At 73.2% G+C, this 26737-nt stretch carries 27 protein-coding genes and 1 pseudogene; 15 read left to right on the top strand and 13 right to left on the bottom strand.

Annotated elements, in window-relative coordinates; genetic code table 11:
• Positions 1-158: 158 nt before the first annotated feature.
• Complete coding sequence (locus tag ACGFX4_RS00005) at positions 159-3131, bottom strand: BTAD domain-containing putative transcriptional regulator (protein ID WP_393068828.1); 2973 nt, start codon at positions 3129-3131, stop codon at positions 159-161.
• A gap of 166 nt (positions 3132-3297) precedes the next feature.
• Here ACGFX4_RS00005 and ACGFX4_RS00010 point away from each other — a divergent pair, with 166 nt between their 5' ends.
• Positions 3298-3522, top strand: coding sequence for a hypothetical protein (locus tag ACGFX4_RS00010; RefSeq protein ID WP_393068830.1), 225 nt, complete (start codon positions 3298-3300; stop codon positions 3520-3522).
• 57 nt (positions 3523-3579) lie between these two features.
• Here ACGFX4_RS00010 and ACGFX4_RS00015 read toward each other — a convergent pair whose 3' ends face one another.
• The gene (locus tag ACGFX4_RS00015) at positions 3580-5247 is read right to left on the bottom strand and encodes a fumarate hydratase (protein ID WP_393068831.1); all 1668 of its coding nucleotides are present in this window, start codon (positions 5245-5247) and stop codon (positions 3580-3582) included.
• 219 nt (positions 5248-5466) lie between these two features.
• On the opposite strand from ACGFX4_RS00015, the gene ACGFX4_RS00020 reads away from it, so the two are divergent.
• Together ACGFX4_RS00020 and ACGFX4_RS00025 are read left to right on the top strand one after the other, a co-directional pair.
• Entirely contained in the window at positions 5467-6135 is a 669-nt protein-coding gene (locus tag ACGFX4_RS00020) for a DUF1707 domain-containing protein (protein WP_393069310.1), read from the top strand.
• Positions 6136-6301: 166 nt separating this feature from the next.
• The gene (locus ACGFX4_RS00025) at positions 6302-6679 is read left to right on the top strand and encodes a WhiB family transcriptional regulator (RefSeq protein WP_345698772.1); all 378 of its coding nucleotides are present in this window, start codon (positions 6302-6304) and stop codon (positions 6677-6679) included.
• A gap of 32 nt (positions 6680-6711) precedes the next feature.
• Here the strand turns inward: ACGFX4_RS00025 and glpX are convergent, their stop codons facing one another.
• Positions 6712-7752 carry a class II fructose-bisphosphatase gene (glpX, locus tag ACGFX4_RS00030; RefSeq protein WP_393068833.1) on the bottom strand — a complete coding sequence of 347 codons (1041 nt, stop codon included), beginning with the start codon at positions 7750-7752 and terminating at the stop codon, positions 6712-6714.
• A gap of 193 nt (positions 7753-7945) precedes the next feature.
• On the opposite strand from glpX, the gene ACGFX4_RS00035 reads away from it, so the two are divergent.
• Complete coding sequence (locus ACGFX4_RS00035; RefSeq protein ID WP_393068835.1) at positions 7946-8470, top strand: DUF4245 domain-containing protein; 525 nt, start codon at positions 7946-7948, stop codon at positions 8468-8470.
• Between the two features lie 67 nt (positions 8471-8537).
• Here the strand turns inward: ACGFX4_RS00035 and ACGFX4_RS00040 are convergent, their stop codons facing one another.
• Both ACGFX4_RS00040 and ACGFX4_RS00045 read right to left on the bottom strand, forming a co-directional pair.
• Positions 8538-9128 carry a malonic semialdehyde reductase gene (locus tag ACGFX4_RS00040; protein WP_393068837.1) on the bottom strand — a complete coding sequence of 197 codons (591 nt, stop codon included), beginning with the start codon at positions 9126-9128 and terminating at the stop codon, positions 8538-8540.
• A gap of 118 nt (positions 9129-9246) precedes the next feature.
• Positions 9247-9513, bottom strand: a complete 267-nt coding sequence (locus ACGFX4_RS00045) for an exodeoxyribonuclease VII small subunit (RefSeq protein ID WP_393068839.1) — start codon at positions 9511-9513, stop codon at positions 9247-9249.
• A gap of 73 nt (positions 9514-9586) precedes the next feature.
• Between ACGFX4_RS00045 and ACGFX4_RS00050 the strand changes: the two genes are divergently transcribed.
• On the top strand, positions 9587-10126 hold the full coding sequence (locus ACGFX4_RS00050; protein ID WP_393068841.1) for a GNAT family N-acetyltransferase: 540 nt from the start codon (positions 9587-9589) through the stop codon (positions 10124-10126).
• A gap of 7 nt (positions 10127-10133) precedes the next feature.
• Here ACGFX4_RS00050 and ACGFX4_RS00055 read toward each other — a convergent pair whose 3' ends face one another.
• Positions 10134-10664, bottom strand: a complete 531-nt coding sequence (locus tag ACGFX4_RS00055) for an RNA polymerase sigma factor (RefSeq protein ID WP_393068842.1) — start codon at positions 10662-10664, stop codon at positions 10134-10136.
• 240 nt (positions 10665-10904) lie between these two features.
• On the opposite strand from ACGFX4_RS00055, the gene ACGFX4_RS00060 reads away from it, so the two are divergent.
• On the top strand, positions 10905-11177 hold the full coding sequence (locus ACGFX4_RS00060) for a hypothetical protein (RefSeq protein ID WP_393068843.1): 273 nt from the start codon (positions 10905-10907) through the stop codon (positions 11175-11177).
• On the opposite strand, the gene xseA is transcribed toward ACGFX4_RS00060, so the two are convergent.
• Together xseA and ACGFX4_RS00070 are read right to left on the bottom strand one after the other, a co-directional pair.
• The gene (gene xseA, locus ACGFX4_RS00065; RefSeq protein WP_393068844.1) at positions 11152-12369 is read right to left on the bottom strand and encodes an exodeoxyribonuclease VII large subunit; all 1218 of its coding nucleotides are present in this window, start codon (positions 12367-12369) and stop codon (positions 11152-11154) included. The two genes, ACGFX4_RS00060 and xseA, sit on opposite strands and share 26 nt — an antisense overlap.
• Positions 12370-12379: 10 nt before the next feature.
• The gene (locus ACGFX4_RS00070; protein ID WP_393068846.1) at positions 12380-13732 is read right to left on the bottom strand and encodes an APC family permease; all 1353 of its coding nucleotides are present in this window, start codon (positions 13730-13732) and stop codon (positions 12380-12382) included.
• Between the two features lie 84 nt (positions 13733-13816).
• Between ACGFX4_RS00070 and ACGFX4_RS00075 the strand changes: the two genes are divergently transcribed.
• Together ACGFX4_RS00075 and ppgK are read left to right on the top strand one after the other, a co-directional pair.
• Positions 13817-14791, top strand: a complete 975-nt coding sequence (locus ACGFX4_RS00075) for a 4-hydroxy-3-methylbut-2-enyl diphosphate reductase (RefSeq protein ID WP_393068848.1) — start codon at positions 13817-13819, stop codon at positions 14789-14791.
• A 167-nt stretch (positions 14792-14958) separates the two neighbouring features.
• On the top strand, positions 14959-15699 hold the full coding sequence (gene ppgK / locus ACGFX4_RS00080) for a polyphosphate--glucose phosphotransferase (protein WP_393068850.1): 741 nt from the start codon (positions 14959-14961) through the stop codon (positions 15697-15699).
• Between the two features lie 113 nt (positions 15700-15812).
• Here ppgK and ACGFX4_RS00085 read toward each other — a convergent pair whose 3' ends face one another.
• Complete coding sequence (locus ACGFX4_RS00085) at positions 15813-16235, bottom strand: DUF6542 domain-containing protein (RefSeq protein WP_393068852.1); 423 nt, start codon at positions 16233-16235, stop codon at positions 15813-15815.
• Positions 16236-16494: 259 nt separating this feature from the next.
• Here ACGFX4_RS00085 and ACGFX4_RS00090 point away from each other — a divergent pair, with 259 nt between their 5' ends.
• Both ACGFX4_RS00090 and ychF read left to right on the top strand, forming a co-directional pair.
• Entirely contained in the window at positions 16495-16884 is a 390-nt protein-coding gene (locus tag ACGFX4_RS00090) for a glyoxalase (RefSeq protein WP_393068854.1), read from the top strand.
• 76 nt (positions 16885-16960) lie between these two features.
• The gene (ychF, locus tag ACGFX4_RS00095) at positions 16961-18034 is read left to right on the top strand and encodes a redox-regulated ATPase YchF (protein ID WP_393068856.1); all 1074 of its coding nucleotides are present in this window, start codon (positions 16961-16963) and stop codon (positions 18032-18034) included.
• A gap of 74 nt (positions 18035-18108) precedes the next feature.
• Here ychF and ACGFX4_RS00100 read toward each other — a convergent pair whose 3' ends face one another.
• Positions 18109-19365: an ALF repeat-containing protein gene (locus ACGFX4_RS00100; protein WP_393068858.1), complete on the bottom strand. Its 1257-nt coding sequence runs from the start codon at positions 19363-19365 to the stop codon at positions 18109-18111.
• Between the two features lie 141 nt (positions 19366-19506).
• Here ACGFX4_RS00100 and ACGFX4_RS00105 point away from each other — a divergent pair, with 141 nt between their 5' ends.
• Entirely contained in the window at positions 19507-19866 is a 360-nt protein-coding gene (locus ACGFX4_RS00105) for a VOC family protein (protein WP_393068860.1), read from the top strand.
• Positions 19867-19938: 72 nt separating this feature from the next.
• Here ACGFX4_RS00105 and ACGFX4_RS00110 read toward each other — a convergent pair whose 3' ends face one another.
• Both ACGFX4_RS00110 and ACGFX4_RS00115 read right to left on the bottom strand, forming a co-directional pair.
• Positions 19939-20595: an HAD-IA family hydrolase gene (locus ACGFX4_RS00110; protein WP_393068862.1), complete on the bottom strand. Its 657-nt coding sequence runs from the start codon at positions 20593-20595 to the stop codon at positions 19939-19941.
• Between the two features lie 50 nt (positions 20596-20645).
• Positions 20646-21802: pseudogene (locus ACGFX4_RS00115) on the bottom strand (dihydrofolate reductase family protein).
• 233 nt (positions 21803-22035) lie between these two features.
• Between ACGFX4_RS00115 and ACGFX4_RS00120 the strand changes: the two are divergent.
• The gene (locus tag ACGFX4_RS00120; RefSeq protein ID WP_393069311.1) at positions 22036-23388 is read left to right on the top strand and encodes a DUF3616 domain-containing protein; all 1353 of its coding nucleotides are present in this window, start codon (positions 22036-22038) and stop codon (positions 23386-23388) included.
• Here ACGFX4_RS00120 and ACGFX4_RS00125 read toward each other — a convergent pair.
• A complete protein-coding gene (locus ACGFX4_RS00125) occupies positions 23381-23995 on the bottom strand; it encodes a pyridoxamine 5'-phosphate oxidase family protein (RefSeq protein ID WP_393068864.1) in 615 nt (204 codons plus the stop codon). The two genes, ACGFX4_RS00120 and ACGFX4_RS00125, sit on opposite strands and share 8 nt — an antisense overlap.
• A 193-nt stretch (positions 23996-24188) precedes the next feature.
• Between ACGFX4_RS00125 and ACGFX4_RS00130 the strand changes: the two genes are divergently transcribed.
• From ACGFX4_RS00130 to ACGFX4_RS00140, 3 genes are all read left to right on the top strand, one after another.
• On the top strand, positions 24189-24809 hold the full coding sequence (locus ACGFX4_RS00130) for a DUF4190 domain-containing protein (protein ID WP_393068866.1): 621 nt from the start codon (positions 24189-24191) through the stop codon (positions 24807-24809).
• Between the two features lie 108 nt (positions 24810-24917).
• Positions 24918-25925: a hypothetical protein gene (locus ACGFX4_RS00135; RefSeq protein ID WP_393068868.1), complete on the top strand. Its 1008-nt coding sequence runs from the start codon at positions 24918-24920 to the stop codon at positions 25923-25925.
• 144 nt (positions 25926-26069) lie between these two features.
• Positions 26070-26606 carry a (deoxy)nucleoside triphosphate pyrophosphohydrolase gene (locus tag ACGFX4_RS00140; RefSeq protein WP_393068870.1) on the top strand — a complete coding sequence of 179 codons (537 nt, stop codon included), beginning with the start codon at positions 26070-26072 and terminating at the stop codon, positions 26604-26606.
• The last annotated feature ends 131 nt before the right edge of the window (positions 26607-26737 follow it).

Genomic DNA, 26737 nt, shown 5'->3' on the forward strand with positions numbered 1-26737 from the left:
GGTGGCGTGGCCTCCTCTTATTTATTCACCTCCCCGCCCTGCCCGCGGCGTCCGGCCCCGCGGGGGGGGGGCGCGCGGGGGGGCCCCCCCGCGGGGGCCCCCCCCCCCCCCCCCCGACGCACCGAGGGGGAAGGCCGCCGGTCCGGGGGGAGAGGCGGCTACGGCGCGGGGGGAGCGGTGGGCTCGGTGTGCTGGTCGGAGATGAGGCTCTGCACGGGGAGGGCCTCGGGCACACCGAGCCGGGTGAAGACCGCGTGCGCCTCGCTCAGACACGCCAGGCCGCGGGCCGGCTGCCCGAGCGCCAGCAGCGCCTCGCCGAGCGCCGCGTTGGCCAGCCCCTGGCAGTAGGCCGCGTCGATCTCCTGGGCGATGGACAGCGACTCCTCGGCGGCCTCCGCCGCCTGCGGGTGCTGGCCCTCGTCCAGCAGACAGGCCGCCAGCCGGGCCAGCGCGTAGCCCTCCCAGAACCTCAACTGCTGCGACTGGAACAGCCCGTGCGCCTCGCGCAGCGCGCGCGCCGCCTCCGCCGTCGAACCGGTGGCTCTCAGCACCACGCCCAGCTGGTACAGGGTGTCCGCCAGACAGGGCGTGTTCCCGGCGGTCCGGGCCACCGCCACGGCGGCCCGCGCCGACTCCACCGCCTCCGCGTGCCGGTCCAGCCCGACGTACGCCCGGGCCATGTTGCCCAGCAGCCGGGCCTCGCCGATCGATGCGCCCAGCGCCCGGCTGATCTCGTGCGCCTGCTGGTAGAACGGCAGCGCCTCGTCGGTCCGGCCGGCCAGGTCCAGGACGACGGCCAGCTCGTTGGCGACGGACGCCCGCAGGTGGGTGAGGTCGTCGGGTGCCTGCAGGCCGAGGCTCTGCCGCAGCGAGGCCTCCGCCTCGGTGAGCTCGCCGGTCATCTGCTGGACGTGGCCCAGCGCGTACCGGATCCGGGCCAGCGCATCGGTGTCCCGCTGCGCCTGGGCGCCGGAGGCCGCGGTGCGCAGCGCGTTGCCGATCCGCGGGCTCAGCGTCGGGTCCTCGACCAGCGCGCGCAGCACCAGCACCACGTCGACCCCCGGTCGCAGCAGGGCCGGCGGACCGTCGACGGCGCGCTCCACCGCGCTGAGCAGGAGGGCGAGTTCGGACCGCAGCCAGTCCCGGGCGGAAGTGCTGTCCGCGAGTCGCAGGCCCGCGGTGGTGGAGTCGTGCAGCAGCTCGCTCAGCTCGTCGTCCGGTTCGAGCACCCGGGCGGCGTTCTGCAGGGTGGCGAGCAGCAGGTCGAGCAGCCGCAGCAGGGCGGCCTGCTGCTCGACGGTGTCCCCCAGCCGCTCGTTCTGCCGCTGGGCGTACAGGCGCAGCAGGTCGTGGTAGCGGTAGCGGCCCGGGGTGAAGCACTCCAGCATGTTGGCCTCGACCAGTGCCTCGGCCAGGTCCTCGGCCGTGCGCTCGTCGGTGCCGAGCAGCGCGGCGACGGCCGACAGCGGCAGATCGGGCGAGTCGACGACGGACAGCAGGCGGAACGCCCGGGCCTCCTCCGGCTGCAGCTGGCCGTAACCGAGACCGATGGTGGTCTCCACGGCCAGGTTGCCGAGCTGGAGTTCCTGGAGCCGGTTCCGCTGGTCCGCTAACCGCCGTGCGAGGTCCGAGACGCTCCAGCGCGGACGGCTGGCCAGGCGGGCGGCGGCGATCCGGACCGCGAGCGGGAGGAAGCCGCACGCGGTGACCACGGCCAGCGCGGCCTCCGGTTCGGCGGCCACCCGTTCGATCCCGACGATGGCCGAGAACAGTGCCAACGCCTCGTCCGGGGTGAGCTCCTCGATGTCGATCAGGTGCGCGCCGGGGATCTCCGCCAGCCGGGAGCGGCTGGTGACCATCACGGCGTTGCCGGAGACCCCGGGGATCAGCGGCAGCAGCTGCCGGGCGTCCCTGGCGTTGTCGAGCAGGATCAGCATCCGCTTGTCGGCCAGCAGCGAGCGGTACAGCGCGGCGCGCTGGTCGAGCGAGTCGGGGGTGTCCGTCACGCCGAGTGCGTGCAGGAAGTCGCCGAGCACCACGGCCGGTTCGGCGGGCGACTCGCCCGCGCCGCGCAGGTCCACGTACAGCTGGCCGTCCGGGAAGTCCGGGCGCAGGCCGTGGGCGACGTGCACCGCCAGGGTGGTCTTGCCGACGCCGCCGATGCCGGCCAGCGAGGTGACCACCACGGCCTGCCCGGAGCCGGCCCGCAGGACGTCCCGCAGCTCATGGACGATCTTGGAGCGCCCGCTGAAGTCGGATACGTCCGCGGGAAGTTGGGCGGGCGGCACGAAAGCGGCCGACTCCTCGACCTCGCCGCGCGGCGCGGCCGCCGCGGTCGGCATCAGCGTCGGGTCACCGGCCAGGATCCGGGCGTGCATCGCCGCCAGCCCGCTGCCCGGCTCCACGCCGAGCTCCTCGATCAGCAGCTTGCGGGTGTCCGCCCAGACGCCCAGCGACTCGGCCTGCCGGCCGCAGCGGTACAGCGCCAGCATCAGCAGCTCGCGCAGCCGCTCGCGCAGCGGCTGGGCGGCGCACAGCGCGCTCAGTTCGGAGACCGCCTCGGCGTGCAGGCCGATCTCCAGTGCCACCGCGCAGCGCTCCTCGGCGACCGCGATCTGACGCTCGGACAGCCGGTTGCGCTGCGCCTCGGCGTACGGACCGGGCACCCCGGGCAGTGGCTTGCCGCGCCACAGGGCCAGGGCGGAGAGCAGGAGTTCGTGCGAACCGCGGTAGTCGCCCGCAGACTTGGCGTCGGCCGCGTCGGCGACCTGCCGCTCGAAGCTGGCGAGGTCCAGCGACTGCGCCGGGATCCGCAGCGCGTACCCGTCGGAGACCGAGACCAGGATCTCGGCCGGCTTGCGGGTCTCGCGGTTCGGTTCGATGACGGTGCGCAGGCGGGAGACGTAGGTGCGCAGTGCGGCCAGTGCCTGCGGCGGGGTGCGCTCGCCCCAGATGCCGTCGACCAGGTCGTCGGTGGTGACCGGGCGGCCGTGGCTGAGCAGCAGTGCGGTGAGCACGGCCTGTTGCTGCGGCGAGCCGAGGGCCAGTGCCCTTTCGCCGTGCCAGGCCTGCACCGGGCCGAGCACCTGGAACCGCAGCGCGCCGGTGGACGGTGTCCCCTGATGCTCCATGTCCTCCCCCGATGTGATGGCTCGTCTGCCCGTGAAGTGTCCAGCCTATGAGACCGCGCGCAAACATCCACGAACAGGAAAGGGCGTGGATCGTTTATAGGACATTTAACGGTCCCTACGATACTGTCCGGGCGCCCAGGAGGATCCTTCCGGGCCGTTGGAACTGATGACCCGAAAGGCGGCCCACGTCATGGCCGACGAGACCACCACCCCGGTTGCTGCCGAGACCGCGCCCACCGAGCACAGCGCGACCCCGGTCGACCCGAACGCGATCGAGCAGGCGCTCGAACTGCTGGCCGCCGACCCCGAGCCGACCGTCGAGCCGGCCACCGAGGAGCCCAAGAACGACGAGGTCTTCGAGCCGCTCGGCAACATCACCAGCCGTCCGTGACCCGACGCACCGAATGCCCCGGTCCGCACGGACCGGGGCATTCGTCGTTCGCGGGGCCTACTCGGCCGAGCGCACCCGCAGGCTGGTGATCAGCGGGCCGTCGGTGACCTCGGCGAAGAAGTCGTTGCCCTTGTCGTCCACCACGATGAACGCCGGGAAGTCCTCGACCTCGATCCGCCAGACCGCCTCCATGCCGAGCTCGGGGTACTCCAGCACCTCGACCTTCTTGATGCAGTCCTGGGCCAGGCGCGCGGCGGGGCCGCCGATCGAGCCGAGGTAGAAGCCGCCGTGGGTGCCGCAGGCCTGGGTGACCTGCTTGGAGCGGTTGCCCTTGGCGAGCATCACCATCGAGCCGCCGGCCGCCTGGAACTGGTCCACGTAGGAGTCCATCCGGCCGGCCGTGGTCGGGCCGAAGGAGCCGGAGGCGAAGCCCTCGGGGGTCTTGGCCGGGCCCGCGTAGTACACCGGGTGGTCCTTCATGTACTGCGGCATGCCCTGGCCGGCGTCCAGCCGCTCCTTGATCTTGGCGTGCGCGATGTCGCGCGCCACCACCAGGGTGCCGGACAGCGAGAGGCGGGTCTTCACCGGGTACTTGGACAGCTGTGCCCGGATCTCGCTCATCGGCTGGTTCAGGTCGACCCGGACCACCTCGCCGTCGAGGTGGGCGTCGGTGGTCTCCGGCAGGTACTTGGCCGGCTCGGTCTCCAGCTGCTCCAGGAAGACGCCCTCGGCGGTGATCTTGCCCAGCGCCTGGCGGTCGGCGGAGCAGGAGACGGCCATCGCGACCGGCAGCGAGGCGCCGTGCCGCGGCAGGCGGATCACCCGCACGTCGTGGCAGAAGTACTTGCCGCCGAACTGCGCGCCGATGCCGATCTTCTGGGTCAGCTCGGTGACCTTGGCCTCCAGCTCCAGGTCGCGGAAGCCGTGGCCGGTGGCGGCGTCGCCGGAGGTCGGCAGGTTGTCCAGGTAGTGCGCCGAGGCGTACTTGGCGGTCTTCAGCGCGAACTCGGCGCTGGTGCCGCCGACCACGATCGCCAGGTGGTACGGCGGGCAGGCCGCGGTGCCCAGCGAGCGGATCTTCTGCTCCAGGAAGGAGAGCATCGACGACTCGTTGAGGATCGCCTTGGTCTCCTGGTACAGGTACGACTTGTTGGCCGAGCCGCCGCCCTTGGCCATGAAGAGGAACTTGTACGCGTCGCCGTCGGTGGCGTACAGCTCGATCTGGGCCGGCAGGTTGTTGCCGGTGTTCTTCTCGTCCCACATGGTCACCGGGGCCATCTGGGAGTAGCGCAGGTTGAGCTTGGTGTACGCGTCGTACACGCCGCGGGCGATCGCGGACTCGTCCTGGCCGGAGGTGAGCACGTTCTGGCCGCGCTTGCCCATCACGATCGCGGTGCCGGTGTCCTGGCACATCGGGAGGATGCCGCCGGCCGAGATGTTGACGTTCTTCAGCAGGTCCAGCGCCACGAAGCGGTCGTTCGGGCTGGCCTCCGGGTCGTCCAGGATGCGGCGCAGCTGGGCGAGGTGCGCGGGGCGCAGGTAGTGCGAGATGTCGTGCATCGCCTCGGCGGTGAGCAGCCGCAGCGCCTCGGGCTCCACCTGGAGGAACGTGCGACCGCCGGCCTCGAAGGTCGAGACGCCCTCGGAGGTGATCTTCCGGTACGGCGTCGGGTCGGCACCGAGCGGGAGCAGGTCGCTGTAGGCGAACTCTGGCGTGGGAGCCATGGGGGAGATCCTCAGTTCTGTCAGCTGCGTCGACGAAGCACCCTCCAGGGTAGGTGCACCCGGACGGTGCCCGGGCGGCCAGGTAGGCCTGCGTGACAGGGGTCACGCCCAATCCGCCGAACTGCCGTTCGGTGCCGGGTGCGCCTGGATAGGCTGTGTGACGTGGACAACGCTGCAGCCCAGGACGGCCCGGGCACCGAGGGCCGCGAGCCCGTACCGATGAACAAGGCCGTGACCCGGCCCGAGTCCGCCCCCGTCGCCGAGGCGGACCTGCGCTGCTCCGACGCCGACCGCGAGCGGGTCGCCGAACTGCTCCGGGACGCCTACGCCGAGGGCCGGCTGACCGTCGACGAGCACGCCGAGCGGATCGAGGCGGCCTACAGCGCCAAGACCTTCGGCGATCTCGTCCCGCTCACCCGCGACCTGCCGGTGGCCGGCGAGACCCCGCGCCTGTCGATGGAGAAGCCGCCGCTGCGCGAGGGCGGCACCCAGCTGCCCCCGGCCCGCACCGAGTCCCCGTCCATGGTCGCGGTGTTCGGCGGCGCCACTCGCAAGGGCCGCTGGCGGGTCGGCTCGCACCTGCGCGCGATCGCCGTCTTCGGCGGGGTGGACATCGACCTCACCGACGCCGTCTTCGAGTCGCCCGAGGTGGTGATCGAGGTGGCCGCGGTCTTCGGCGGCGTGGACATCAAGGTGCCGGAGAACGTCTCGCTGCACGGCAGCGGCGTCGGCATCTTCGGCGGTTTCGACGTCAAGGAGCAGACCTCGCCGGACCCGTACGCGCCGGTGGTGCGGATCAAGGGCGGCGCGGTGTTCGGCGGCTGCAGCGCGCGGCCGCGCCGGGGCAAGAAGCTCAAGGAGTGGGTGCGCAAGCAGCTCGACGGCTGACGGGGGCGGCCGGCGGCCGGGCGGCGGAATCCTGCGCTCCGTCAATTCCCGCGCGGGCACTCGACGTTGCATCGAGTGCACTGCGTAGTCGGTTGCGTGCGGTGTGCATGAATCGGGATACCGCGGGGTAGTTCCCCTCGCACACTTCCCCGTGCCATGCCAAGCCATGTCCCTGGTCAGTCAGGAGTACGCCGTGCTGCATCCCATCGAGTCCAGCACCCCCCGCGCCGCCGCGGTGGAGGACGACCCCTGGCACACCGGTGCGGCCTGCCGCAGTGACGAGGCGGGGCTGTTCTTCGCCCCCTCCAAGGAGCCGACGGCGGCCCGGCTGGCCCGGGAGGAGCAGGCGAAGCGGGTCTGCGCGCGCTGCCCGGTGCTGCTGGAGTGCCGCGAGCACGCGCTCGCGCAGCCGGAGCCGTACGGCGTCTGGGGCGGTCTCACCGCGGCCGAGCGCAGGGTCGTCCTCACCCGCCGCCGGCGCCGCGACCTCGAACTCCGGGACTCCCGCCGGCTCGCCGCCGAGCCCCGCCGGATAGCCGGCTGAGGGCACGGGGCGAGCCGTGACGGGGGCCGGGGCTAGTTCGCCCGGTCGAAGTCGATCGCGCTGTACGCCCGCAGCTTCGACAGCCGGTGGGTGGCGTGGACCTCGCGGATCGTGCCGCTCTTGGAGCGCATCACCAGGGAGCTGGTGGTGGCGGTCTCCTGGCGGTAGTGCACGCCGCGGAGCAGCTCGCCGTCGGTGATGCCGGTGGCCACGAAGAACACGTTCTCGCCGCTGACCAGGTCGTTGGTGCTCAGGACGCGGTCCAGGTCGTGCCCGGCGTCCAGCGCCTTCTGCCGCTCGGCCTCGTCCTTCGGCCACAGCCGGCCCTGGATCACGCCGCCCATGCACTTCATGGCGCAGGCCGCGATGATGCCCTCGGGGGTGCCGCCGACGCCCATCAGCAGGTCGACGCCGGTGCCCTCGCGGGCCGCCATGATGGCGCCGGCCACGTCGCCGTCGGAGATGTACTTGATGCGCGCGCCGGCCTCGCGGATCTCCCGGACCAGGCCCTCGTGGCGCGGACGGTCCAGCACCACCACGGTGACGTCCTCGACGGCGATGCCCTTGGCCTTGGCGACCCGGCGGATGTTGACCGCGGTCGGGGCGGTGATGTCGACGAAGTCGGCCGCCTCGGGGCCGGTCACCAGCTTGTCCATGTAGAACACGGCGCTGGGGTCGAACATGGTGCCGCGGTCGGCCACCGCGAGCACGGCGACGGCGTTGTGCATGCCCTTGGCGGTCAGCGTGGTGCCGTCCACCGGGTCCACCGCCACGTCGCACTCCGCGCCGGTGCCGTCGCCGACCCGCTCGCCGTTGTACAGCATCGGGGCTTCGTCCTTCTCGCCCTCGCCGATGACGACCACGCCGTTCATCGAGACGGTCGAGACCAGGGTGCGCATGGCCTTCACGGCCGCGCCGTCGGCGCCGTTCTTGTCGCCGCGGCCGACCCAGCGGCCCGCCGCCATCGCGGCGGCCTCGGTGACGCGGACCAGTTCGAGGGCGAGGTTGCGGTCCGGGGCCTCCGGAGCGACCTCCAGGGAGCTGGGGAGGTTGTGCGGGTACTGCGCGGTCATCGTCGTTACCTCTCTGTACGCGACGGCCTGTGAGCGCCCGACTACTGCCTGGGTCGAACGCCGTGGTGAGGGTGCTGCGATCGTATCCGTCCACCGGACGGGTGTCTGTGGCGCACCTCCCGGGGCACCGGCGGCGCACCGGCCGCCGGGTCCCGCGCGCCGGCCGCCGGTCGGGCCCGCCTACCATGGCCGGGTGGCAGGCAACAGCAGCAAGAGAGGCCGGCAGACCGTACGGGACATGATCCTGTCGATGCTGGCGGTAGGCGGCGTCGCGGCCGTGGGCTTCGTCTTCCTCCCGCACTCGGCGGGCGACGGCGTCCACACGGTCGACTACCGGAGCGCGCTCGCCTCGGCGAAGCGGGCCGCGCCGTTCCCGGTGCTCGGTCCGCAGGGGCTCTCCGACCGGTGGCGGGCGACCTCGGTCGAGTACCGCGCGGACAAGAACGGCCACGAGGTCTGGCACCTGGGCTTCGTCACCCCGTCCGGGCAGTACGCGGCCGTCGAGCAGAGCGCGGTCGACCGGGACACGCTGCTCGCCGACAAGGTGCCCGGCTTCACCGCCGACGGCAGCTCCACGGTGGCCGGCCAGGAGTGGCCGCGCTTCAAGGGCGAGCGCTACCGCGGCCTGACCCACCCGGCCGGTACCACCGGCACCACGGTGGTCACCGGTACCGCGACGTACGAGGAGCTGGCGCAGCTCGCCGAGGCGCTCAAGTAGCGCTCCGGACCACAGGACGCGAAAAGGGCCCCCGCCGGAGCGGGGGCCCTTCGTCGTCGCCGTCCGGTCAGACGGTGGTGACGACCTCGTCGTAGGCCAGGCGCGGGCCGCGCGGGAACCAGGCGTTCTCGCCGGGCTTGCCGATGTTCACCACGGCGAGGACGGTGTGCTCGCCGTCGCCGAAGAACTCCTTGTCGATGCCCGCGGCGTCGTAACCGGCCATCGGGCCGGCGGCCAGGCCGGCGGCGCGGACGCCGATGATGAAGTAGCCGGCCTGCAGGGCGGCGTTCATCGCGGCCATCGGCTCACGGCCGGCGCGGTCGGAGAGCATGTCCTTGGCGCCCGGGAAGTGCGGGAACTGGGTCGGCAGCTCCTCGTGGAACTCGTTGTCCACGGCGAGGATGGCCACCAGCGGGGCGCTGGAGGTCTTCTCCTTGTTGCCGTCGCTCATCAGGTTGACCAGGCGCTCGCGGGCCTCCGGGGTGCGGACCAGCACCACGCGCAGCGGCTGGGCGTTCATGGCGGTCGGGCCGAACTTGACCAGGTCGTAGATCGCCTGGACCTGCTCGTCGGTGACGGGCTCGTCGGTGAACGTGTTGGCCGTGCGGGCCTCACGGAAGAGCAGGTCCTGAGCGGCGGCGTCGAGAGCCAGGGTCATGATGTCCTACCTCATGCTGAATTCGGATGGCGGCATTGGTGCCGCACACCCGCTTCCAACAGTGGGTGAACGTTAAACCATTCCGTGCGGACAAGTGATACGCGTCACAGCCACTGTGTCACGGCCGGGCCTGCGGGTCGCCGTCCGCCTCCTCCGCCGCCAGCGCCGCGTCCAGCCGGGCCCGGGCGCCGTCCAGCCAGCGCTGGCACACCTTCGCCAGCCGCTCGCCGCGCTCCCAGAGCGCCAGCGACTCCTCCAGCGAGGTGCCGCCGGTCTCCAACCGCCGCACCACCTCCAGCAGTTCGTCCCGCGCCTGCTCGTAGCCGAGCGCGTCGTCCGCCCCCGGCGGCGTACCGGTGACCTCGCCGTTGCCCTGATCAGCCATGGCGCCCAGCGTAGGGCCTGTCGCCGACAAAACCCGCTGCACCCGGCACCGGGCCGCGCCTATCCTGCGCGCCATGACCCCCGAACGCCCCGCTCCGGCCCGCGCCGCGGTGCCGCGCCCGGCCCCGGTGAGCCCGGCCCCGGTGCGCCCCGCCGAGCCCGCCGACGCGCCCGAGCTGGTCCGCCTGCGCGGCCTGATGTTCGCCGCGATGACCGGCGCCGAGGACCACGGCCCCTGGCGGGCCGGCGCCGAGGCCGAGCTCCGCGCCCGGCTGGCCGAGCCCGGACGGACCCTGGCCGCGTTCGTGGTGGACGACCCCGCGGGCCCTGGCCGGCTGGCGTCCTGCGCGGTCGGCACCCTGGAGCGCCGGCTGCCCGCGCCCGGCCACCCGGACGGGCTCTTCGGCTTCGTCTTCAACATCTGCACCGACCCCGGGCAGCGCTCGCGCGGCTACGCCCGCGCCTGCACCGAGGCCCTGCTCGCCTGGTTCGACGCCCACCGGGCCACCAGGATCGACCTGCACGCCAGCGACGGCGGCGAGGCGCTCTACCGCAGCCTCGGCTTCCACGAGCACTCCACGGCGCTCTCCCGCACCCGGCCGCTCGCGGACTGACGCCTCGTCACTTCTCGCCGAGGGCGTGCCGCAGGTTGGCCCGGGCCCGGTAGGTGAGGGTCTTCACGGCGCCCACCCGCAGGCCGATCCGGTCGGCGATCTCGTTGGAGCTCAGCTCCTCCCAGTACCGCATGGTGAGCACGGTGCGCTGCCGGTCGTTCAGCGACTCCAGCGCCGCCCAGACCCGGTCGGCGTCGGCCGCCGCCAGCACCGCCTCCTCCACCCGCACGCCGGAGTCGGTGTCGGCGACCGTCGCCACCGCCGACTCCCGGCGGGTGGAGCGACGTTTGTCGTGGTCGAGCATCACATTGCGCGCGATGGTCACCATCCACGCGCCCATGTCCTTGCCGGTCCAGCGGAAACCGTGAATTCCCGCCATTGCCCTGACAAAAGTGTCCTGGGCGAGATCCTCGGCCAGCACGCGATTTCCGGTCCGCCGGATCAGGAACGCCAACACCACGCCGTGATAAGCGAGATAGAGCTGTGCCCAGGCCTCGCTGTCCCCGGACTTCGCGGCCTCGACTAGGGAAGGTCTCACTTCCATGGGAACCTCCGGGAAAGGGGAGGCGTCACGCTACGAGCCGTTCCGCCCGACGGCAAGCGATTCCCCGAAAATGCCCCCCGATCGGCCGTAGCGCCCGCCCGCGAGCCGCCGCCGGGGGCTCGAACTCCGGGCGTCCGGCGCGAAATCCCGGCGATTTTCCGGAATTTCCCAGGTGATCTTTCCGTCGGGAGTACGCTCGCCCCCACCCCGACCGATCGCGAAAGCGAGCACGCAATGCGGGAAATCCTGCCTGCGGCCGTCCTCGGCTGCCTGGCCGTCGTCGGCCTGGCCGGCACCGGGTACGCCATCGCCCGGCTGCGCCGCTACCTGGGCAGCGCCGAGCAGCGCGAGGCCCGCGCCCTGGCCGAGCTGACCTCCGCCCAGACCAGCGCCGTGCTGCTGCGGCTGCTCACCGACGTCCACGCCGAACTGCGCCGCGCCAACGCCGAGCGCGGCCGGCCGCGGGACGCCCGCGAGCCGCTCAGTCGCCGTCCGGAGCCGCCGTGACGTCGAACCCGCCGCCCGCCACCCGGGCGCGCAGCGTCTCGCCCGCCGCCACCCGCGCCGGATCGGTCACCACCTCGCCGTCCGCCTTCTGCAGCACCGCGTAGCCGCGCTCCAGCGTCGCCAGCGGCGACAGCGCCACCACCCGGGCCAGCGCGTGGCCCAGGTCCGTCTGCGCGTGGTCCAGCCGGTGCCCGAGCACCCGCCGGGCCCGGCCGAGCAGCGCCTCCAGCTCCTCGCCGCGCGTCGCCAGCGCCTGCTGCGGCGCCGCGAGCGCGGGGCGGCTGCGCAGCGCGGCCAGCCCGGCCAGCTCCCGCTCCACCCGGTGCCCGACCGCCCGGCGCGCCCGGTCCCGCAGCTGGTGCACCCGGGCCAGCTCCTCGCCGACGTCCGGCACCACCCGCTTGGCCGCGTCGGTGGGGGTGGACGCCCGCAGGTCGGCGACGAAGTCCAGCAGCGGCTGGTCCGGCTCGTGCCCGATCGCGCTGACCACCGGGGTGGTCGCGGCGGCCACGGTGCGGATCAACTCCTCGTCGGAGAACGGCAGCAGGTCCTCCACGCTGCCGCCGCCGCGGGCCACGACGATCACGTCCACCTCCGGGTGGCCGTCCAGCTCCCGTACCGCCGCGGCGACCTGGCCCGCCGCCTGCGGCCCCTGGACCAGCACGTTGCGGACCTCGAAGCGGACCGCCGGCCACCGGCGGCGGGCGTTCTCCAGCACGTCGCGCTCGGCCGCCGAACCGCGGCCGGTCACCAGGCCGATCCGGTGCGGCAGGAACGGCAGCGGCCGCTTGCGGGCCGGCTCGAACAGGCCCTCCTCGAACAGTCGGCGCTTCAACTGCTCCAGCCGGGCCAGCAGTTCACCCAGCCCGATCAGTCGGATCTCGGTCGCCCGCAGCGAGAGGGTGCCGCGCGCGGTGTACCACTCCGGCTTGGCGTGGACGATGATCCGCGAGCCCTCCTGGACGGCCTCCGCGACCTGGTCGAAGACCGAGCGGAAGCACGTGACGGTCAGCGAGACGTCCCGCTCCGGGTCGCGCAGCGTCAGGAACACCATGCCCGCCCCGGGCCGCCGGTTCAGCTGGGCGATCTGCCCCTCCACCCACACCTCCCCGAGCCGGTCGATCCACCCGCCGATCAGCGCGGAGACCTTCCCCACCGGTACCGGGGCTTCGGGCGAGCTCGTGTTGGCCATGGGGACGAGGCTACGGCCTGACCCCGTCAGCCCGCCGCGACTGCGCCAGCAGCACCGCCAGCCCGACCAGCAGCCACAGGGCCCCGACCAGCAGGGCGGCGGGCGAGGCCTCCACCAGCACCCAGACGATCACGGCGATGCCCAGCACCGGCACCACCGTGTAGCGCCACCACGGCCGCGCGCCCTGCCGGACCACGTACCACCCGATCACCGAGGCGTGCAGCAGGACGAACGCGGTCAGCGCGCCCACGTTCACCACGCTGGTCAGCCGGTCCAGCCCGTCGTCGCGGCTCGCCGCCCAGACCGCCGCCGCCATGGTGACCGCGGCCGTGGCGAGCAGCGCCCGGCGCGGCACCGCCGACACCGGGTCGACCGCGCCCAGGAAGCGCGGCAGCCGCCCGTCCCGGCCCATCGCGTACACCAGCCGCCCGGCCGCCGCCTGCCCGGCGAGCGCGGCGAACGCCGCCCCGATCGCCTTGCTCGCCGCGATCAGCACGTGCAGCCAGTGCCCGACCCCCGCCTCCACCGTGTCGTAGAACGCCGACCCCTGCTTCGCCGGGTCCGCCGCCAGCTCGGTGGGCGACAGCGGCTCCAGCAGTGCCGCCAGCCAGGTCTGCGCCACGAACAGCAGGCCGGCCAGCGCCAGGCACCACAGCAGCGCCCGGGCGACCGCCGCCGACGCGCCGACCGCCTCCTCGACGAACGAGGCGATCGCGTCGAAGCCCAGGTACGAGAGCACCGCGACCGACACCGCCGACACCACCGCGGTCAGCGAGAAGCCGCCGACGCCCTCCACCGGGGACAGCCAGTCCCGGGCCGCGCCGTGCCGGAGAAGCTCCACGGTGGCCGCCACCAGGAACACCGCCAGCACCGCGATCTCCATCGCCAGCACCGCGAACCCGACCGCAGCCGCCGTCCGCACCCCGACCAGGTTGAGCCCGGTGGTCACCACCACCGCCAGCGCCGTCCACACCCACCGGGAGACCCCGGGCACCAGCGAGTTCAGCGCGATCCCGGAGAACAGGTACGCCACCGCCGGGATCAGCAGGTAGTCCAGCATCACCATCCACCCCGCGACGAACCCCGGCCCCTCCCCGAGCCCCGCCCGCGCGTACGCGAACACCGACCCGGTCTGCGGCACCGCGCGCACCATCCGGGCGTACGACCACGCGGTGAGGCCCATCGCCACGGTCGCCAGCAGGTAGACCGCCGCGACCGCGCCGCCGCTCTTGGCGTCCAGCACCCCGAACACCCCGACCGGGGCCATCGGGGCGATGAACAGCAGGCCGTACACCATCAGGTCGCGCACGCCCAGGCTGCGCCGCAGGGCCCCGGCTTCCGCTCGATCGCTCATTCTCCCCATTCGACCACCGCCGCCGCGCCGCGCCGGAGGGCCACGCGGGCCGGGCGCGTCGGCAGCCCGGACCGGCGCCCGTACGATGGAGCCATGTCCACCAGTGCTCAGCGCCGTGTCCTGCTCGCCGCCCCCCGGGGCTACTGCGCGGGCGTCGACCGCGCCGTGATCGCCGTGGAGAAGGCCCTGGAGCAGTACGGGGCGCCGATCTACGTCCGCAAGCAGATCGTCCACAACAAGTACGTCGTGCAGACCCTGGAGAAGAAGGGCGCGATCTTCGTCGACGAGACGGAGGAGGTGCCCGAGGGTTCGATCGTGGTGTTCTCCGCGCACGGCGTCGCGCCGTCCGTGCACGACGAGGCCCGGGTCGGCAAGCTCGCCACCGTCGACGCCACCTGCCCCCTGGTCACCAAGGTGCACAAGGAGGCCGTCCGCTTCGCCGACGAGGACTACGACATCCTGCTCGTCGGCCACGAGGGCCACGAGGAGGTCATCGGCACGATGGGCGAGGCCCCGGACCGCATCCACCTGGTGGACGGTGCCGAGGACGTGGCCAACGTGCAGGTCCGCGACGAGTCCAAGGTGGTCTGGCTCTCCCAGACCACCCTCTCCGTGGACGAGACCATGGAGACCGTCGGCGAGCTGAAGAAGCGCTTCCCGCTGCTGGTCAGCCCGCCCAGCGACGACATCTGCTACGCCACCCAGAACCGCCAGGTCGCGGTCAAGCAGCTGGCCCCCGAGGCCGACCTGCTGATCGTGGTCGGCTCCAAGAACTCCTCCAACTCGGTCCGCCTGGTCGAGGTCGGCCTGGAGTACGGCGCCAAGGCCGCCTACCTGGTCGACTTCGCCGAGGAGATCGACGAGGCCTGGCTGGACGGTGTCGCCACGGTCGGCCTGACCAGCGGCGCCTCCGTCCCCGAGGTGCTGGTCGACGGCGTGCTGGAGTTCCTCGCCGCGCGCGGCTTCGACACCGTCGAGACCGTGAAGACCGCCGAGGAGCACCTGACCTTCTCGCTGCCCAAGGAGCTCCGCCGCGACCTGCGCGCGGAGGCCGCCGGCAAGCTCTGACCCGCCGTCCACGACGCCCGGCCCCGACCCCCGGGGCCGGGCGTCGTGCTGTTCCGGATGTTCCGGGCCGTACTGCTTCAGCTATCGGGCTGCGGGCGCGAACCCCCACCCGTAGCGTTGTGCACAGGCTGTGGACAACGACCGCGCGCAACGGAGGGCAGCGGCAGATGACGACGGTATTCGGCGTGGACATCGGCGGTTCGGGCATCAAGGGGGCCCCGGTCGACCTCGAGGCCGGGGCCCTGGCCCAGGAGCGGCTGAAGGTGCTCACCCCGCACCCCTCGGGTCCCGAGGCGGTGGCGGCGGCCGTCCAGGAGGTGGTCCGGAGCTTCGACCACCGCGGGCCGGTCGGTTTGACCTTCCCCGGCGTGGTCGTCGACGGGCGGACCCGTACCGCCGCCAACGTCGACAAGGGCTGGATCGGCCGGGACGCCGCCGCGCTCTTCTCCGACACCCTCGGCCTGCCCGCCACCGTCCTCAACGACGCGGACGCGGCCGGTGTCGCCGAGATGACCCACGGCGCAGGCCGCGACCGCGGCGGCGTGGTCCTGGTCCTCACCTTCGGCACCGGCATCGGCAGCGCGCTCTTCTCCGACGGGGTGCTCGTCCCCAACACCGAGCTCGGCCACCTCGAACTGCGCGGCAAGGACGCCGAGCGCCGGGCCTCCTCCGCCGCCAAGGAGCGCCACGACCTCAGCTGGGCGGACTGGGCCGGCCGCGTCGACGAGTACCTCGACCTGGTCGAGATGCTCTTCTCCCCGCAACTGCTGATCATCGGCGGCGGGGTCAGCCGCAAGCACGACAAGTTCCTGCCGCTGCTCAAGGACCGCACGGCGGAGGTCGTCCCGGCGCTGCTGCGCAACGACGCGGGCATCGTCGGCGCCGCGATGGCCGCCGCCCAGCACTGACCACCACCCGTCGGCCCCCACCAGCGGGGCCGGCGGGAATCGTCGGACCGGCCTCAGCGGGGTCGGATCGGCCTCAGCGGGGTCGGACCGGCCTCAGCGGGGTCGGACCGGCCTCAGCGGGTGCGGCGCAGGCGGCGCCGGGCGACGAAGCGGGCGGCCACGATCGCCGTCGCCAGGCCGGTGCCGGTGAACAGCCAGCCGGCCCGCAGCGCCAGCCCGCCGGCCAGCGCCACCACCTCGCCGGTCACGCCGTCCGCCGCCACCGGCTGGACCACCAGCAGCGCCGCCGCGAACGCGATCGGCCCGCTGATCGGCGCGGCCGGCAGGTCGGTGAACCGCACCCGTACCGCCAGCTGGAAGCAGACCACCAGGTAGCCGAGGCCGAACAGCACGCCCAGGCCGCCGAACAGCAGCCGGTCCGCGCCCGCCACCAGCAGCATCGCGGCCACCCCGGCGACCCCGGTGCCCATCCCGGTCAGTCGGGCCGGGCGCCCGGTGCCGGACCGTCCGCGGCCGAGCGGCAGTCGCAGCCGCACCCGCGGCACCGACCGCCCGGCCGACGCGGTCCGCAGCCGCGAGTCGGGGGGCGACGCGGGCCCGGGTACGGCGGCCTCGGCGGCGCCGCGCCCGGGCGGTCGCCTTCTCGGCCCTGGCGGCGAGGTTCGGATGCTCTGCTCCACCGGTCCAACGTACGGTCCGATCATCGGCACCCTGTGTAATGGGCGCGAATGGGTTCTTCCGTGTCCGCGTACGGAGTAACGTTCGGTTGGAACGATCATCAGGGGGGTGGACGGTATGACCGGGACGACCGGGTTCTCGTTCGATCGGCTGCACCACGTCCAGCTGGACGTGCCGCCCGGCGCCGAGGAGCGCTGCCGGGCGTTCTGGGGCGGCCTGCTCGGCATGACCGAGCTGGCGAAGCCGCCCGTGCTGGCCGCCCGCGGCGGCTGCTGGTTCCGCGGCGGCGGGTACGAGGTGCACCTCGGCGTGGTCGCCGGGCACACGCCCTCGCCCAAGGCCCACCCCGGCATCCTGGTCACCGGCCTCGACGCGCTCGCCGAGCGCCTGGCCGCCGCCGGCCACCCGGTCGGCTGGGACGAGAACTTCCCCGGCTTCCGCCGCTTCCACTCCGCCGACCCGTTCGGCAACCGCCTGGAGTTCCTGGAGCCCGACCGGTCCGCCTGAGCGCGCCCCGTAGACTGGGGGATCGGCCCGCAACCCCGCGCCGCTCCACGCCCTCCAAGCCACGGGACATCGCTTCATGTCGCTCTCGATCGGAATCGTCGGCCTGCCGAACGTCGGCAAGTCGACCCTGTTCAACGCCCTGACCAAGAACGACGTGCTGGCGGCCAACTACCCGTTCGCCACCATCGAGCCCAACGTCGGCGTGGTCGGCGTCCCGGACGAGCGCCTGGCCGCCCTCGCCGGGATCTTCGGCTCGCAGCGGGTCCTGCCCGCCACCGTCGACTTCGTCGACATCGCGGGCATCGTCCGTGGCGCCAGCGAGGGCGAGGGCCTGGGCAACAAGTTCCTCGCCAACATCCGCGAGTCGGACGCGATCTGCCAGGTCGTCCGCGCCTTCACCGACCCCGACGTGGTCCACGTCGACGGCAAGGTCTCGCCCAAGGACGACATCGAGACCATCCACACCGAGCTGATCCTCGCCGACCTCCAGTCGGTCGAGAAGGCCCTGCCGCGCCTGGAGAAGGAGGCCCGGCTCAAGAAGGACACCGCCGCCGTGCTGGCCGCCGCCAAGGAGGCCCAGGCGATCCTGGAGACCGGCAAGACCCTCTTCGAGGCCGGCTTCGACGCCTCCTCGATCCGTGAGCTGCACCTGCTCACCACCAAGCCCTTCCTCTACGTCTTCAACGTGGACGAGGACGAGCTGGCCGACGAGGACTTCAAGAACGCCCAGCGCGCGCTGGTCGCCCCCGCCGAGGCGATCTTCCTCAACGCCAAGATCGAGTCCGAGCTGATCGAGCTGGACGACGCCGAGGCCCTCGAACTCCTCCAGTCCATGGGCCAGGAGGAGCCCGGCCTCGCCACCCTCGCCCGGGTCGGCTTCGACACCCTCGGCCTGCAGACCTACCTGACCGCCGGTCCCAAGGAAACCCGCGCCTGGACCATCAAGAAGGGCGCCACCGCCCCCGAGGCCGCCGGTGTGATCCACACCGACTTCCAGAAGGGCTTCATCAAGGCCGAGGTCATCTCCTTCGCCGACCTGGTCGAGACCGGCTCGATCGCCGAGGCCCGCTCCAAGGGCAAGGCCCGCATCGAGGGCAAGGAATACATCATGCAGGACGGCGACGTCGTGGAGTTCCGCTTCAACGTCTGACGTACCGGCAGCACGCGAAGAGGCCGGCACCAGGGTTTCCCCCGGGGGCCGGCCTCTGTCGGTGGTCGGTGCGGTTACGCCTGGGTGCGGCGGCGGGTGGCGACCAGGGCGCCGGCGCCGAGGAGGACGGCCGCGCCGCCGGCGGCGGTGAGGGCGCCGAACGGCGTCTCGGTGCCGGTGGAGGCCAGGCGGTCGGCGGTGGTGGTGCCGCCGCCGGTGTTCTGGGTGGTGGCGGTGGTGTTGGTGGTGGTGTCGGACGCCGGGGTGACGGTGGTGCCGCCGGTGGTGGTGCCGGTCTGCTGGTTGGCGGTGGCGGCCTTGTCCTGGGCCTGGGCCTCGGCGAGGCCGGTGGTCAGGAAGGCGCGGTACGCCTCGGCGCTGCCGGTGCCGAGGGCGGCGAGCGCGGCCTTCTTCACCGCGGGGCCGCCGCTCTCGGCGAGCTGCGAGATCCGGAGCTGGTCGTCGGACCGGCGGATCGACGGCAGCTTGGCGAGGAAGTCGGTGACGGCCGCGTCGTCGCCGTCCAGCGCCTTCTGGCAGGCCTCGGCGAGGATCCGGCCGATGCCGGGCTCGGCCATGATCTGCGAGACCTTCACCCGGTTGTCGCTCGCCTTGATGCTGGGCAGCTCGACGTCGAGGAAGTGCCGGATCGCCGCGTCTCCGGCCTTGAGCGCCTTCTCGGCGGCCTCGCGGACCCGCGGGCTGTTCTTCGGGTCGCCGGCGGCCCGCGCCACCCAGACCCGGAGGTCGTCGAGCTGGATCTTGGGCAGCTCGACGGTGAGGAAGTGCTCGACGGTGGCGGCGTCGCCGTCGAGTGCCTTGCTCGCCGCCTCGCGCAGGTAGTCGGACGCGTACGGGCCGCTCATCGCGGTCAGGACGGCGACCCGGTTGTCCTCGGCGCGGGCCTTGAACTGGTCGACCTCGAGGAACTTGGTGATCGCCGCCGGGCTGTCGTCGTTGAGCGCGACGTTGGCGGCCGCCCGGACGGCCTTACCGCCGGTGGACATGATCTGGACGACCCGGAGCCGGTCGTCGGTGAGCCGCGCCTTGGCCCAGCCGTCGTCGAGGAAGCGCTGCCGGTCGGCCGGGGTGCCGGCCAGAGCCTTCTCGGCCGCCTCGCGGACGATGGGGCCGCTCTTCGGGTCGGCCTTGATCTGCTCGATCTTCGCGCGGTTCTCCGCGTCCTTCTTGGCGGCCTCGTCGTCGGCCTGGCCGGTGGCGGGTGCGGTGTCCGGCTGCGACTGGCCGGTGGGGAGCTCCTCGGCGAGGGCGGGAGCGGCGCCGAAGGCGGTGGGTGCGGCGACGGCCGCGACGAAAACGGCAGCGGCCAACGAACGGCGGATGTTCACGAGAATTCCCCCCGAGAAAACTGAACAGACGATCGAAGTGATCATATGTCAGTAACCCCGGTCGTCAGCGAACGGGTTTCGCGGGTGTCGCGTGCCGCGGGACTCGCCCCTAGAGTGGCCGGCATGTCGCCGATCGCCGCCCTGCATGCCGTCGTCCTCGACTGCGCCGACCCGGACGAACTCGCCGAGTTCTACCGGAAGATCACGGGTTGGGAGGTCGGCTACCGCAGCGAGACCTTCGTGTTCATCGGCGAGGGCGCCACCCGGATCGGCTTCCAGCGGATCGGCGGCTACCTGCGTCCCCAGTGGCCGGGCGGCAATCCGCGGGCCCACCTGGACTTCACGGTCCCCGACTTCGCGACCGGGATTCCGGCGCTGGTCGCGGCCGGCGCGAGCCTTCCGGACGACCAGCCCGGCGGGGAGGACTGGAAGGTCCTGCTGGATCCCGCCGGACATCCGATGTGCATCACCGAAGCCGGATAGCCGGACACGGTCGGCCGGCGGACAACCGGCCAAGGGCCGGATCTTCGGCTCGACCGGACAAAGGGACGCCGTTTACCGCACCTTGACCGTGAGGATTCCCTCGGCGCCCGCCGTGACGGTGACCCCCAGCAGATCGGGAACGTGCACGGTGGGCCGCTGCGCGCCGGCGCGCGGGCCGATGCCGAGGACCGGCATGCCGGCGGCCCGGCCGGCCGCGATGCCGGCCTCGGAGTCCTCCAGGACCAGGCAGTCGGCGGGCTCGAAGCCCAGCTCGGCGGCGGCCTTCAGGAAGCCCTCCGGGTCGGGCTTGCTGGCGCCGACCCGTTCGGCGGTGACCAGCAGCGGCGGCAGGCCGAGCCCCGCCGCGCCCATCCGGGCCCGGGCGAGCGGTTCGTCGGCCGAGGTGACGAGCGCGTGCGGCAGGCCGTCCAGCTGGGCGAGCAGGGCGGCCGCGCCGGGCACCTCCACCACGCCCAGCAGGTCCGCGGTCTCCTCGGCGAGCATCTGGCGGTTCTCGGCGAGGTTCTCCTCGACGGGCCGGTCGGGGAGCAGCTCGGCCATGGTGAGGTGGCCCTGGCGGCCGTGGGCGACGTGCAGCACGGTGTCGGCGTCGAGGCCGTGCCGGGCGGCCCAGCGGCGCCAGACCCGCTCGACGACGGCGTCGGAGTTGACCAGGGTTCCGTCCATGTCGAGGAGCAGGGCGCGGACGGTCAGGGCGGCGGTGGTCATCGGGGAGTCCTCCAGGGGCGTCGAGGGCTTTGTTTCCCCATAATACAAAATCATCCGCCGAGCAGATGGGCGTTGACCGCCCGGGCGGCGTCCGCCAGCTCCGGCAGCTCGACCACCTCGATGCCGGCCGCCTCCAGCAGCTCCGTCCCCTGGCAGGCGGCGACGAACAGGGCCGGCTCCCGCCAGGCCACCACCACCCGGGGGATCCCGGCCGCGATGATCAGCCGGGCGCACGGCCGGGGCCGCGACTTGCGCTCCCCGCACGGCTCCAGCGTGGAGTAGACGGTGGCGCCGCGCAGGCGCGGATCGCCGTCCGGCAGCTTGGCGAGGGCGGCCTCCTCGGCGTGGTTGTGCGCGTCCAGCTCCCGGCTGTAGCCCTCGCTGAGCACCTCGCCGTCCGCGCCGACGATCACCGCGCCCACCGAGAACGCGCTCTCGGACGGCGGGCAGAGCCGGGACAGCTCGACCGCCCGGGCAAGAAAGGCCAGGTCACCACTGACCGGGCCACCGTTCACCGGGTCACCACTCACGCGTCGGACTCCTTCGGGGCGTAGCGCAACAGCACGACGTCCCCCACCGTACGTGCCCCCAGCAGCCGCATCCGGTGCCGCGGGCCGCCGGGGTAGTCGGCGGCGCCGAGGAAGCGCGGCGCGTCGGCCTGGCCGACCAGCAGCGGCGCGACGGCCAGCTGCAGCTCGTCCGCGAGCCCTTCGGCGAGGAACTGGGTGTGGACGCTGCCGCCGCCCTCGACCATCAACCGTCGCACCCCGCGCGCCCCGAGGTCGTCCAGCACCGCGCCGAGCCCGACCCGCGGCCCGACCCCGACGACGTCCGCCAGTCCGGCCAGTTCGGCGCCGAGCCGGGGCGCGGCGGCGTCGGTGGTGTACGCGACCTTCGCCCCGCCGGTGTGCCAGAAGTTCAGGCCGGCCGGCAGGTCGCCGCTCGCGCTGAGGGTCACCTTCAGCGGGTACGCGGGGAGGCCGGCGGCGACCCGCTCGGCGCGCCGGGCCTCGGAGTTGACCAGCAGTCGGGGGTTGTCCCGGCGCAGCGTGTTGCCGCCGACCAGGATCGCGTCGCTGCCGGCGCGCAGCTCGTCGACCCGGTCGAAGTCCTCGGTGCCGGACAGCAGCAGCCGCTCGGGGGAGGCGTCGTCGAGGTAGCCGTCGACCGACACGGCGGCGCTCAGCAGGACGTACGGACGTGGCACGGCGGACTCCTTCGGCTGGTCTGCCCTCACCGTACGTCCGCCGGCCGGCGCTCCCGACCGCACGGTAGGGCGGCTGCTGTTCGCCGAACCGCCCGGCGCCGTACGAACGGCGTTCGCCGGACACCTCCAACCTGATCCGGACCTGCGCACCCAGGTGATCGACAAGCAGCAGAACCCCCGCACACAGCACCTCTCAGAAGGGCTCACCGGTGTCCCGCACCCGTACGCTCGGCCTGGTCGCGACCGCTGTCGCGCTCGCCACCGTCCCCGCCCTCGGCCTGCCCGCCTCGGCGGTGACCTACGGAACGCCGACCATCTCGCTCTCCGCGAGCTACCTCTCCGGCGCGGTGGGCGCGACCGGCGACCCGACCGTCACCGTGACGGTCGCGCAGAGCGGCGCCGACGTCTCGGCGCTGACCGTGGCGGCCACCGCCACCACCAAGTCCTCGGTGGCGCAGACCGGCGACGTGACCGTCACCGGCACCGGATCGGCCCGCACCCTGCAGGTCGCCGCCCGCGGGGTCGGCTACACCGACCTGACCGTCAAGGTCACCGGCCTGGGCGGCAAGACCGCGTCCAAGACCCTGCACTACGCCGCCTCGGCCGCCGTCCAGTACGCGGCCGACGCCCGCTACCTCACCGGCTCCTCGGACGCCTCCGCGGCGGTCGACGCCGGCGGCGGCTACATCGTGGTCGCGGACGACGAGTCCAACGTGCTGCGCCTGTACGACCGCAACAACTCCGGTGCCCCGGTGCGCACCTGGGACTTCTCCTCGGCGCTCGGCGTCTCCTCCGAGATCGACCTGGAGGCCGCCACCCGGGTCGGCAACACCGTCTACTGGACGGGCTCGCTCGGCAACGGCAAGGACGGCAGCCTCAAGCCGAACCGCACCACCCTGTTCACCACCACGGTGACCGGCTCGGGCGCCGCCACCCAGCTGACCCTGGGCGGCTCGTACAAGGGCCTGCGCGCCGACCTGATCTCCTGGGACCAGGCCAACGGCAACCGCTTCGGCTTCGCGGCGGGCGCCGCGTCCGGCCAGGTGCCGAAGCAGATCAACGGCTTCAACGTCGAGGGCATGGAGTTCGCCCCGGGCTCGACCTCGACCGTGTACGTGGGCTTCCGTGCCCCGCTCACCCCGGCCCAGGCCGGCGGCAAGGCGCTGATCGTGCCGGTCACCAACTTCGACAAGCTGCCGGGCGGCTCGGTGCACGCCACCTTCGGCACCCCGATCACCCTCGACCTCGGTGGCCTGTCGATCCGCGACATCCGCAAGAACGCGGCCGACCAGTACCTGATCGTGGCCGGCTCCTGGGCCGCGGACGACAACTCCGACCCGTACGCGCTCTACCGCTGGACCGGTCAGCCGGGCGACGCCCCGGTCAAGGTCCGCGACCTGCCCACCGCCGACGCCGGCGCCTGGGAGACCGTGGTGGACGTGCCGGACCTGACCGTGCCGGGCGCCCGCGCCCAGCTGATCACCGACGACGGTGCGGCCGACCTGTACAGCGACGGCACCGCGGCGAAGGACCTGACCCACCCGGAGTGGAAGAAGTCCCGCTCCACCTGGTTCACCGTCAGCTGACGGCCCCGTTCGCCGCCTCGGTCCGCTCGGGCCGGGGCGGCAGCGGCAGTGGCAGCGCCGGCAGGCCGTCGAGGCTGGTGGCGATGTACTCCTTGCCCTCGCAGTAGGTGTTGAACTCCTCGTCCGTCTTGCGGTCGAAGTACTGCTCGTGCAGCTCGCGGTCGCCCCGGTAGTCCATGAACGGCACCGCGAAGCCGCACGAGTCGCTGACCCGCTCGGCCCGCACCAGCACGATCGCGCGCAGCGCCGAGCCGTCCGCCGACGGGTCGAAGCGGCCCAGCAGCCCGGCGAACCGCGGATCGTCCCGGAACACCGCCTCGCCCTGCCCGTGCACCCGCACCACGGTCGGCGGACCGTCGAACGCGCACCACATCAGCGTGATCCGCCCGTTCTCCCGCAGGTGCGCCAGGGTCTCCGCGGTCGACCCGCCGAAGTCCAGGTACGCCAGGGTCAGTTCGTCGAGGACCACCAGCGTCCCCGAGCGGCCCTTCGGCGAGAGGTTGACGTGCCCGTCCGCGCCCAGCGGCGCGGTGGCGACGAAGAAGACGGGCTGACGATCGATGAACTCCCGCAGCCGGCCGTCGATGCGTTCGTATGTCTTTCCCATGTCACCGATTCTGCCATCCCGCCCGTGCCCGATCTGCCCGCAATTGCCGATGTTTTTGCAGGTCACAGAGGTGCGATGGTTGTTCGCCGCCCACCGGTGACGGTAGGGTCCGGCGACCGAAACCCGAGAGCCCGTCCGAGGGGACCCCATGACGACCGCCGCGCGAGACGCGTCCGACAGAGCCGCGACACCCGTGTCGACCTCCGTGCCCCCGACGATCACCAGGTTCGCCATCGCCTCGGTGGCCACCGGCGTGCTCGGCCTGTGGCCGCTGGCGGCCGGCTTCGCGATCGCCGCGCTGGTGAAGACCCGGCGGGGGCGGCGCGGCAAGGGGCTGGCGCTGGTCGGCCTGGTGCTCGCCGGGCTCGGTGCCGCGGTCACCGCCGTGCAGGTCCTGGACCTCGACCGCGGCGACAAGGGCCGCTCGGTGCTCTCCGCGGACCTCGCCGCCGGCGACTGCTTCTACTTCCCCGACGGCGCCCAGCGGCCCGCCTGGCTCGCCGACGACCGGATGCCCGACGCCGTGCAGGTGGTGCCGTGCACCGAGCCGCACAACGGCGAGGTGGCCGCCGTCGCCCGGATCGACCGGGACGCCTACACCCAGGGCGACCCCGCCGCCCGGGCCGAGGACGCCTGCGCCGCGGGCTTCACCGCGTTCCGCCCGGCCGGCTCCGACCTCCCGGACGGTTTCACCGCTTCCGTGGTCTACCCGCCGTCCGCCCCGTCCGCCCCGTCCGCCGCCGGCGCGAGGGTCCACTGCATCGTCTCCAGCGGCATGACCCTGCACACCGGCACCCTCCGCACCGCACCGTAGCCCGCGCCTGCCCCGTCCGGAACAGCGTTGCGCCGGGACCGTTCGCCTGCCACAGTGTCGCGGTCATGCGCCGCCCCGGGGAGGGACGGCCCGTTCGCAGGGGGAGCCTTGGACGTCCCGGACCGCTACTCCGAGACCATCGACCAGTACCGGGTGTCGGCGGAGCACGCCGGCGTCGCTCCCGGCGGGGGCTCGGGGCTGTGGGGCCAGCTGCGTGTGCTGGGCCCGGCGAACCTGGCCAAGGCGGCGGGCATCGGCGCGCTGGGGGTGGCGATCCTGGGGGGCATGCTCTTCACCGGGCCCGACGGGGGCGGTTCCGGGTCGGCCGCCGGCCCGGCCCGCGGCGGACTCGTGGAGCTCCACGGGCTCCCGCCCGGATCCTGCTTCACCCTCGACGGGACCTGGCAGCCGCAGGACGGCGACACCGAGTACCCGGCCGAGGTGCGGACCGTGTCCTGCCAGGAGCCGCACCGCGGTGAGGTGGTGGCGCAGGTTCCGCTGCCCAAGGTCGAGATCCGGACGCGGGCGCAGCTGTTCGGGCTGTCGCTGGCGGCCTGTCAGCCCGCTTTCCTGGACTACCGCCCGGATCCGTGGGCGCTGCCGCAGAACACCTCGGAGATCGCGGTCCACCCCAAGTTCCGCGACATCGAGACCGACCGGTCCGTCGCCTGCGTGTACGACGGCCAGGGGCTTCCCACCCGTTCCTCGCTGCGTGCGGACCGGGCGGCCCTGTCCGAGGCGCAGGCGGCCTACCTGGGGGCGGTCCGCCCGTACGACGCCGCGATCGGCGCGGCGCAGGACACCGGGAGCGAGGCCACGCTCGCCGAACTCTCCGACTCGGCCCGGGACGTGGCGGCCGCCGAGCAGCGGACGGTCGACGCGCTGGCCAGGCTCGACGTCCCCGCCGACGCACGGGATTCGCTGGCGTCGCTGATCGACGGGCACCGGGCGGCGCTGGCCGACTGGCAGGCGGCAGCCGGCGCGGCCGACCGGGCGCAGGCGGTCCGGGAGATCGAGGCGGCGCAGGTCGTGGACAAGGCGACCCAGGACGCCGCGCGGGCCGTCCGCAGGTCGCTCGGGCTGGCCACGTCGGTGCGGGCGGTGGCCTCGATCTGACCGGTCGTGCGCCTGCTCGGACCGCGGTTCACACACCGTTGACGTCTGGCGTTACTCGCCGGTAGCAATGGGTGGGTACGGTCGGGTCCGAGGTTGGCGCGCCCGGCCCGACCCCCACCGGGCCGGGATCGCTACCGTGGCGGGGTGGAGACCAGTTTTCGGGTGATGCGGCAGGACGACAACGGCAACCGGTTCCTGGTGGCGGGAGGGTTGGGCCGGTCGGCGGCCGAGGAGATGGCGGCGGAGTTCGAGGCGCGCGGCCACAAGCAGCTGTACTGGGTCGAGGCCGAGGTACGGATCGTGGTCGGCGGCGCGCTGATCCGCGACGGCCGGGTGCTGGCGGCGCGGCGCAGCACGCCGGCCGAGGTGGCGGGGTTCTGGGAGTTCCCGGGCGGCAAGGCGGAGCCGGGGGAGTCGGTGGAGCAGGCGCTGGAGCGCGAGCTGGCCGAGGAGTTGGGGGTGCGGGCCCGGGCGCTGCGGCAGCTGCCGGGCAGCTGGGTGGTCCGGCCGGGCCTGGAGCTGCGGATCTGGGCGGCGGAGCTGCTGGAGGGCGAGCCGCGCGCGCTGCTGGAGCACTCCGAGGTGCGCTGGCTGGGCCCCGCCGAGCTGGAGTCCGTCGAGTGGCTGGCGCACGACCGCGAGGTGCTGCCGCACGTCGCGGAGCTGCTGCGCGCACGCTGACCCGGACGGCGCGGCGCCCTGGTCCGGATGGCCCCTCGCGCGGGGCAAAGACGACCCATATGCCGGGATAGTGCCGCGTTCCACGGGGTATGTCACTGTTCGGCAGCATTCGTCACCATCGGTGATCCGAG

The sequence above is a fragment of the Kitasatospora sp. NPDC048365 genome, assembly GCF_043200835.1.
Lineage (GTDB): Bacteria > Actinomycetota > Actinomycetes > Streptomycetales > Streptomycetaceae > Kitasatospora > Kitasatospora terrestris.

Excerpts from the sequence above, each read along its gene's own strand:
- ychF (WP_393068856.1), top strand. The coding sequence starts at position 16,961 with ATGTCGCTCTCGATCGGAATCGTCGGCCTGCCGAACGTCGGCAAGTCG.
- ACGFX4_RS00110 (WP_393068862.1), bottom strand. The coding sequence starts at position 20,595 with ATGACCACCGCCGCCCTGACCGTCCGCGCCCTGCTCCTCGACATGGAC.
- ACGFX4_RS00045 (WP_393068839.1), bottom strand. The coding sequence starts at position 9,513 with ATGGCTGATCAGGGCAACGGCGAGGTCACCGGTACGCCGCCGGGGGCG.
- ACGFX4_RS00090 (WP_393068854.1), top strand. The coding sequence starts at position 16,495 with ATGACCGGGACGACCGGGTTCTCGTTCGATCGGCTGCACCACGTCCAG.
- ACGFX4_RS00040 (WP_393068837.1), bottom strand. The coding sequence starts at position 9,128 with ATGACCCTGGCTCTCGACGCCGCCGCTCAGGACCTGCTCTTCCGTGAG.
- ACGFX4_RS00075 (WP_393068848.1), top strand. The coding sequence starts at position 13,817 with ATGTCCACCAGTGCTCAGCGCCGTGTCCTGCTCGCCGCCCCCCGGGGC.
- ACGFX4_RS00005 (WP_393068828.1), bottom strand. The coding sequence starts at position 3,131 with ATGGAGCATCAGGGGACACCGTCCACCGGCGCGCTGCGGTTCCAGGTG.
- ppgK (WP_393068850.1), top strand. The coding sequence starts at position 14,959 with ATGACGACGGTATTCGGCGTGGACATCGGCGGTTCGGGCATCAAGGGG.
- ACGFX4_RS00025 (WP_345698772.1), top strand. The coding sequence starts at position 6,302 with ATGTCCCTGGTCAGTCAGGAGTACGCCGTGCTGCATCCCATCGAGTCC.
- ACGFX4_RS00070 (WP_393068846.1), bottom strand. The coding sequence starts at position 13,732 with ATGGGGAGAATGAGCGATCGAGCGGAAGCCGGGGCCCTGCGGCGCAGC.
- xseA (WP_393068844.1), bottom strand. The coding sequence starts at position 12,369 with ATGGCCAACACGAGCTCGCCCGAAGCCCCGGTACCGGTGGGGAAGGTC.
- ACGFX4_RS00060 (WP_393068843.1), top strand. The coding sequence starts at position 10,905 with ATGCGGGAAATCCTGCCTGCGGCCGTCCTCGGCTGCCTGGCCGTCGTC.
- ACGFX4_RS00020 (WP_393069310.1), top strand. The coding sequence starts at position 5,467 with ATGAACAAGGCCGTGACCCGGCCCGAGTCCGCCCCCGTCGCCGAGGCG.
- glpX (WP_393068833.1), bottom strand. The coding sequence starts at position 7,752 with ATGACCGCGCAGTACCCGCACAACCTCCCCAGCTCCCTGGAGGTCGCT.
- ACGFX4_RS00015 (WP_393068831.1), bottom strand. The coding sequence starts at position 5,247 with ATGGCTCCCACGCCAGAGTTCGCCTACAGCGACCTGCTCCCGCTCGGT.
- ACGFX4_RS00050 (WP_393068841.1), top strand. The coding sequence starts at position 9,587 with ATGACCCCCGAACGCCCCGCTCCGGCCCGCGCCGCGGTGCCGCGCCCG.
- ACGFX4_RS00010 (WP_393068830.1), top strand. The coding sequence starts at position 3,298 with ATGACCCGAAAGGCGGCCCACGTCATGGCCGACGAGACCACCACCCCG.
- ACGFX4_RS00125 (WP_393068864.1), bottom strand. The coding sequence starts at position 23,995 with ATGGGAAAGACATACGAACGCATCGACGGCCGGCTGCGGGAGTTCATC.
- ACGFX4_RS00105 (WP_393068860.1), top strand. The coding sequence starts at position 19,507 with ATGTCGCCGATCGCCGCCCTGCATGCCGTCGTCCTCGACTGCGCCGAC.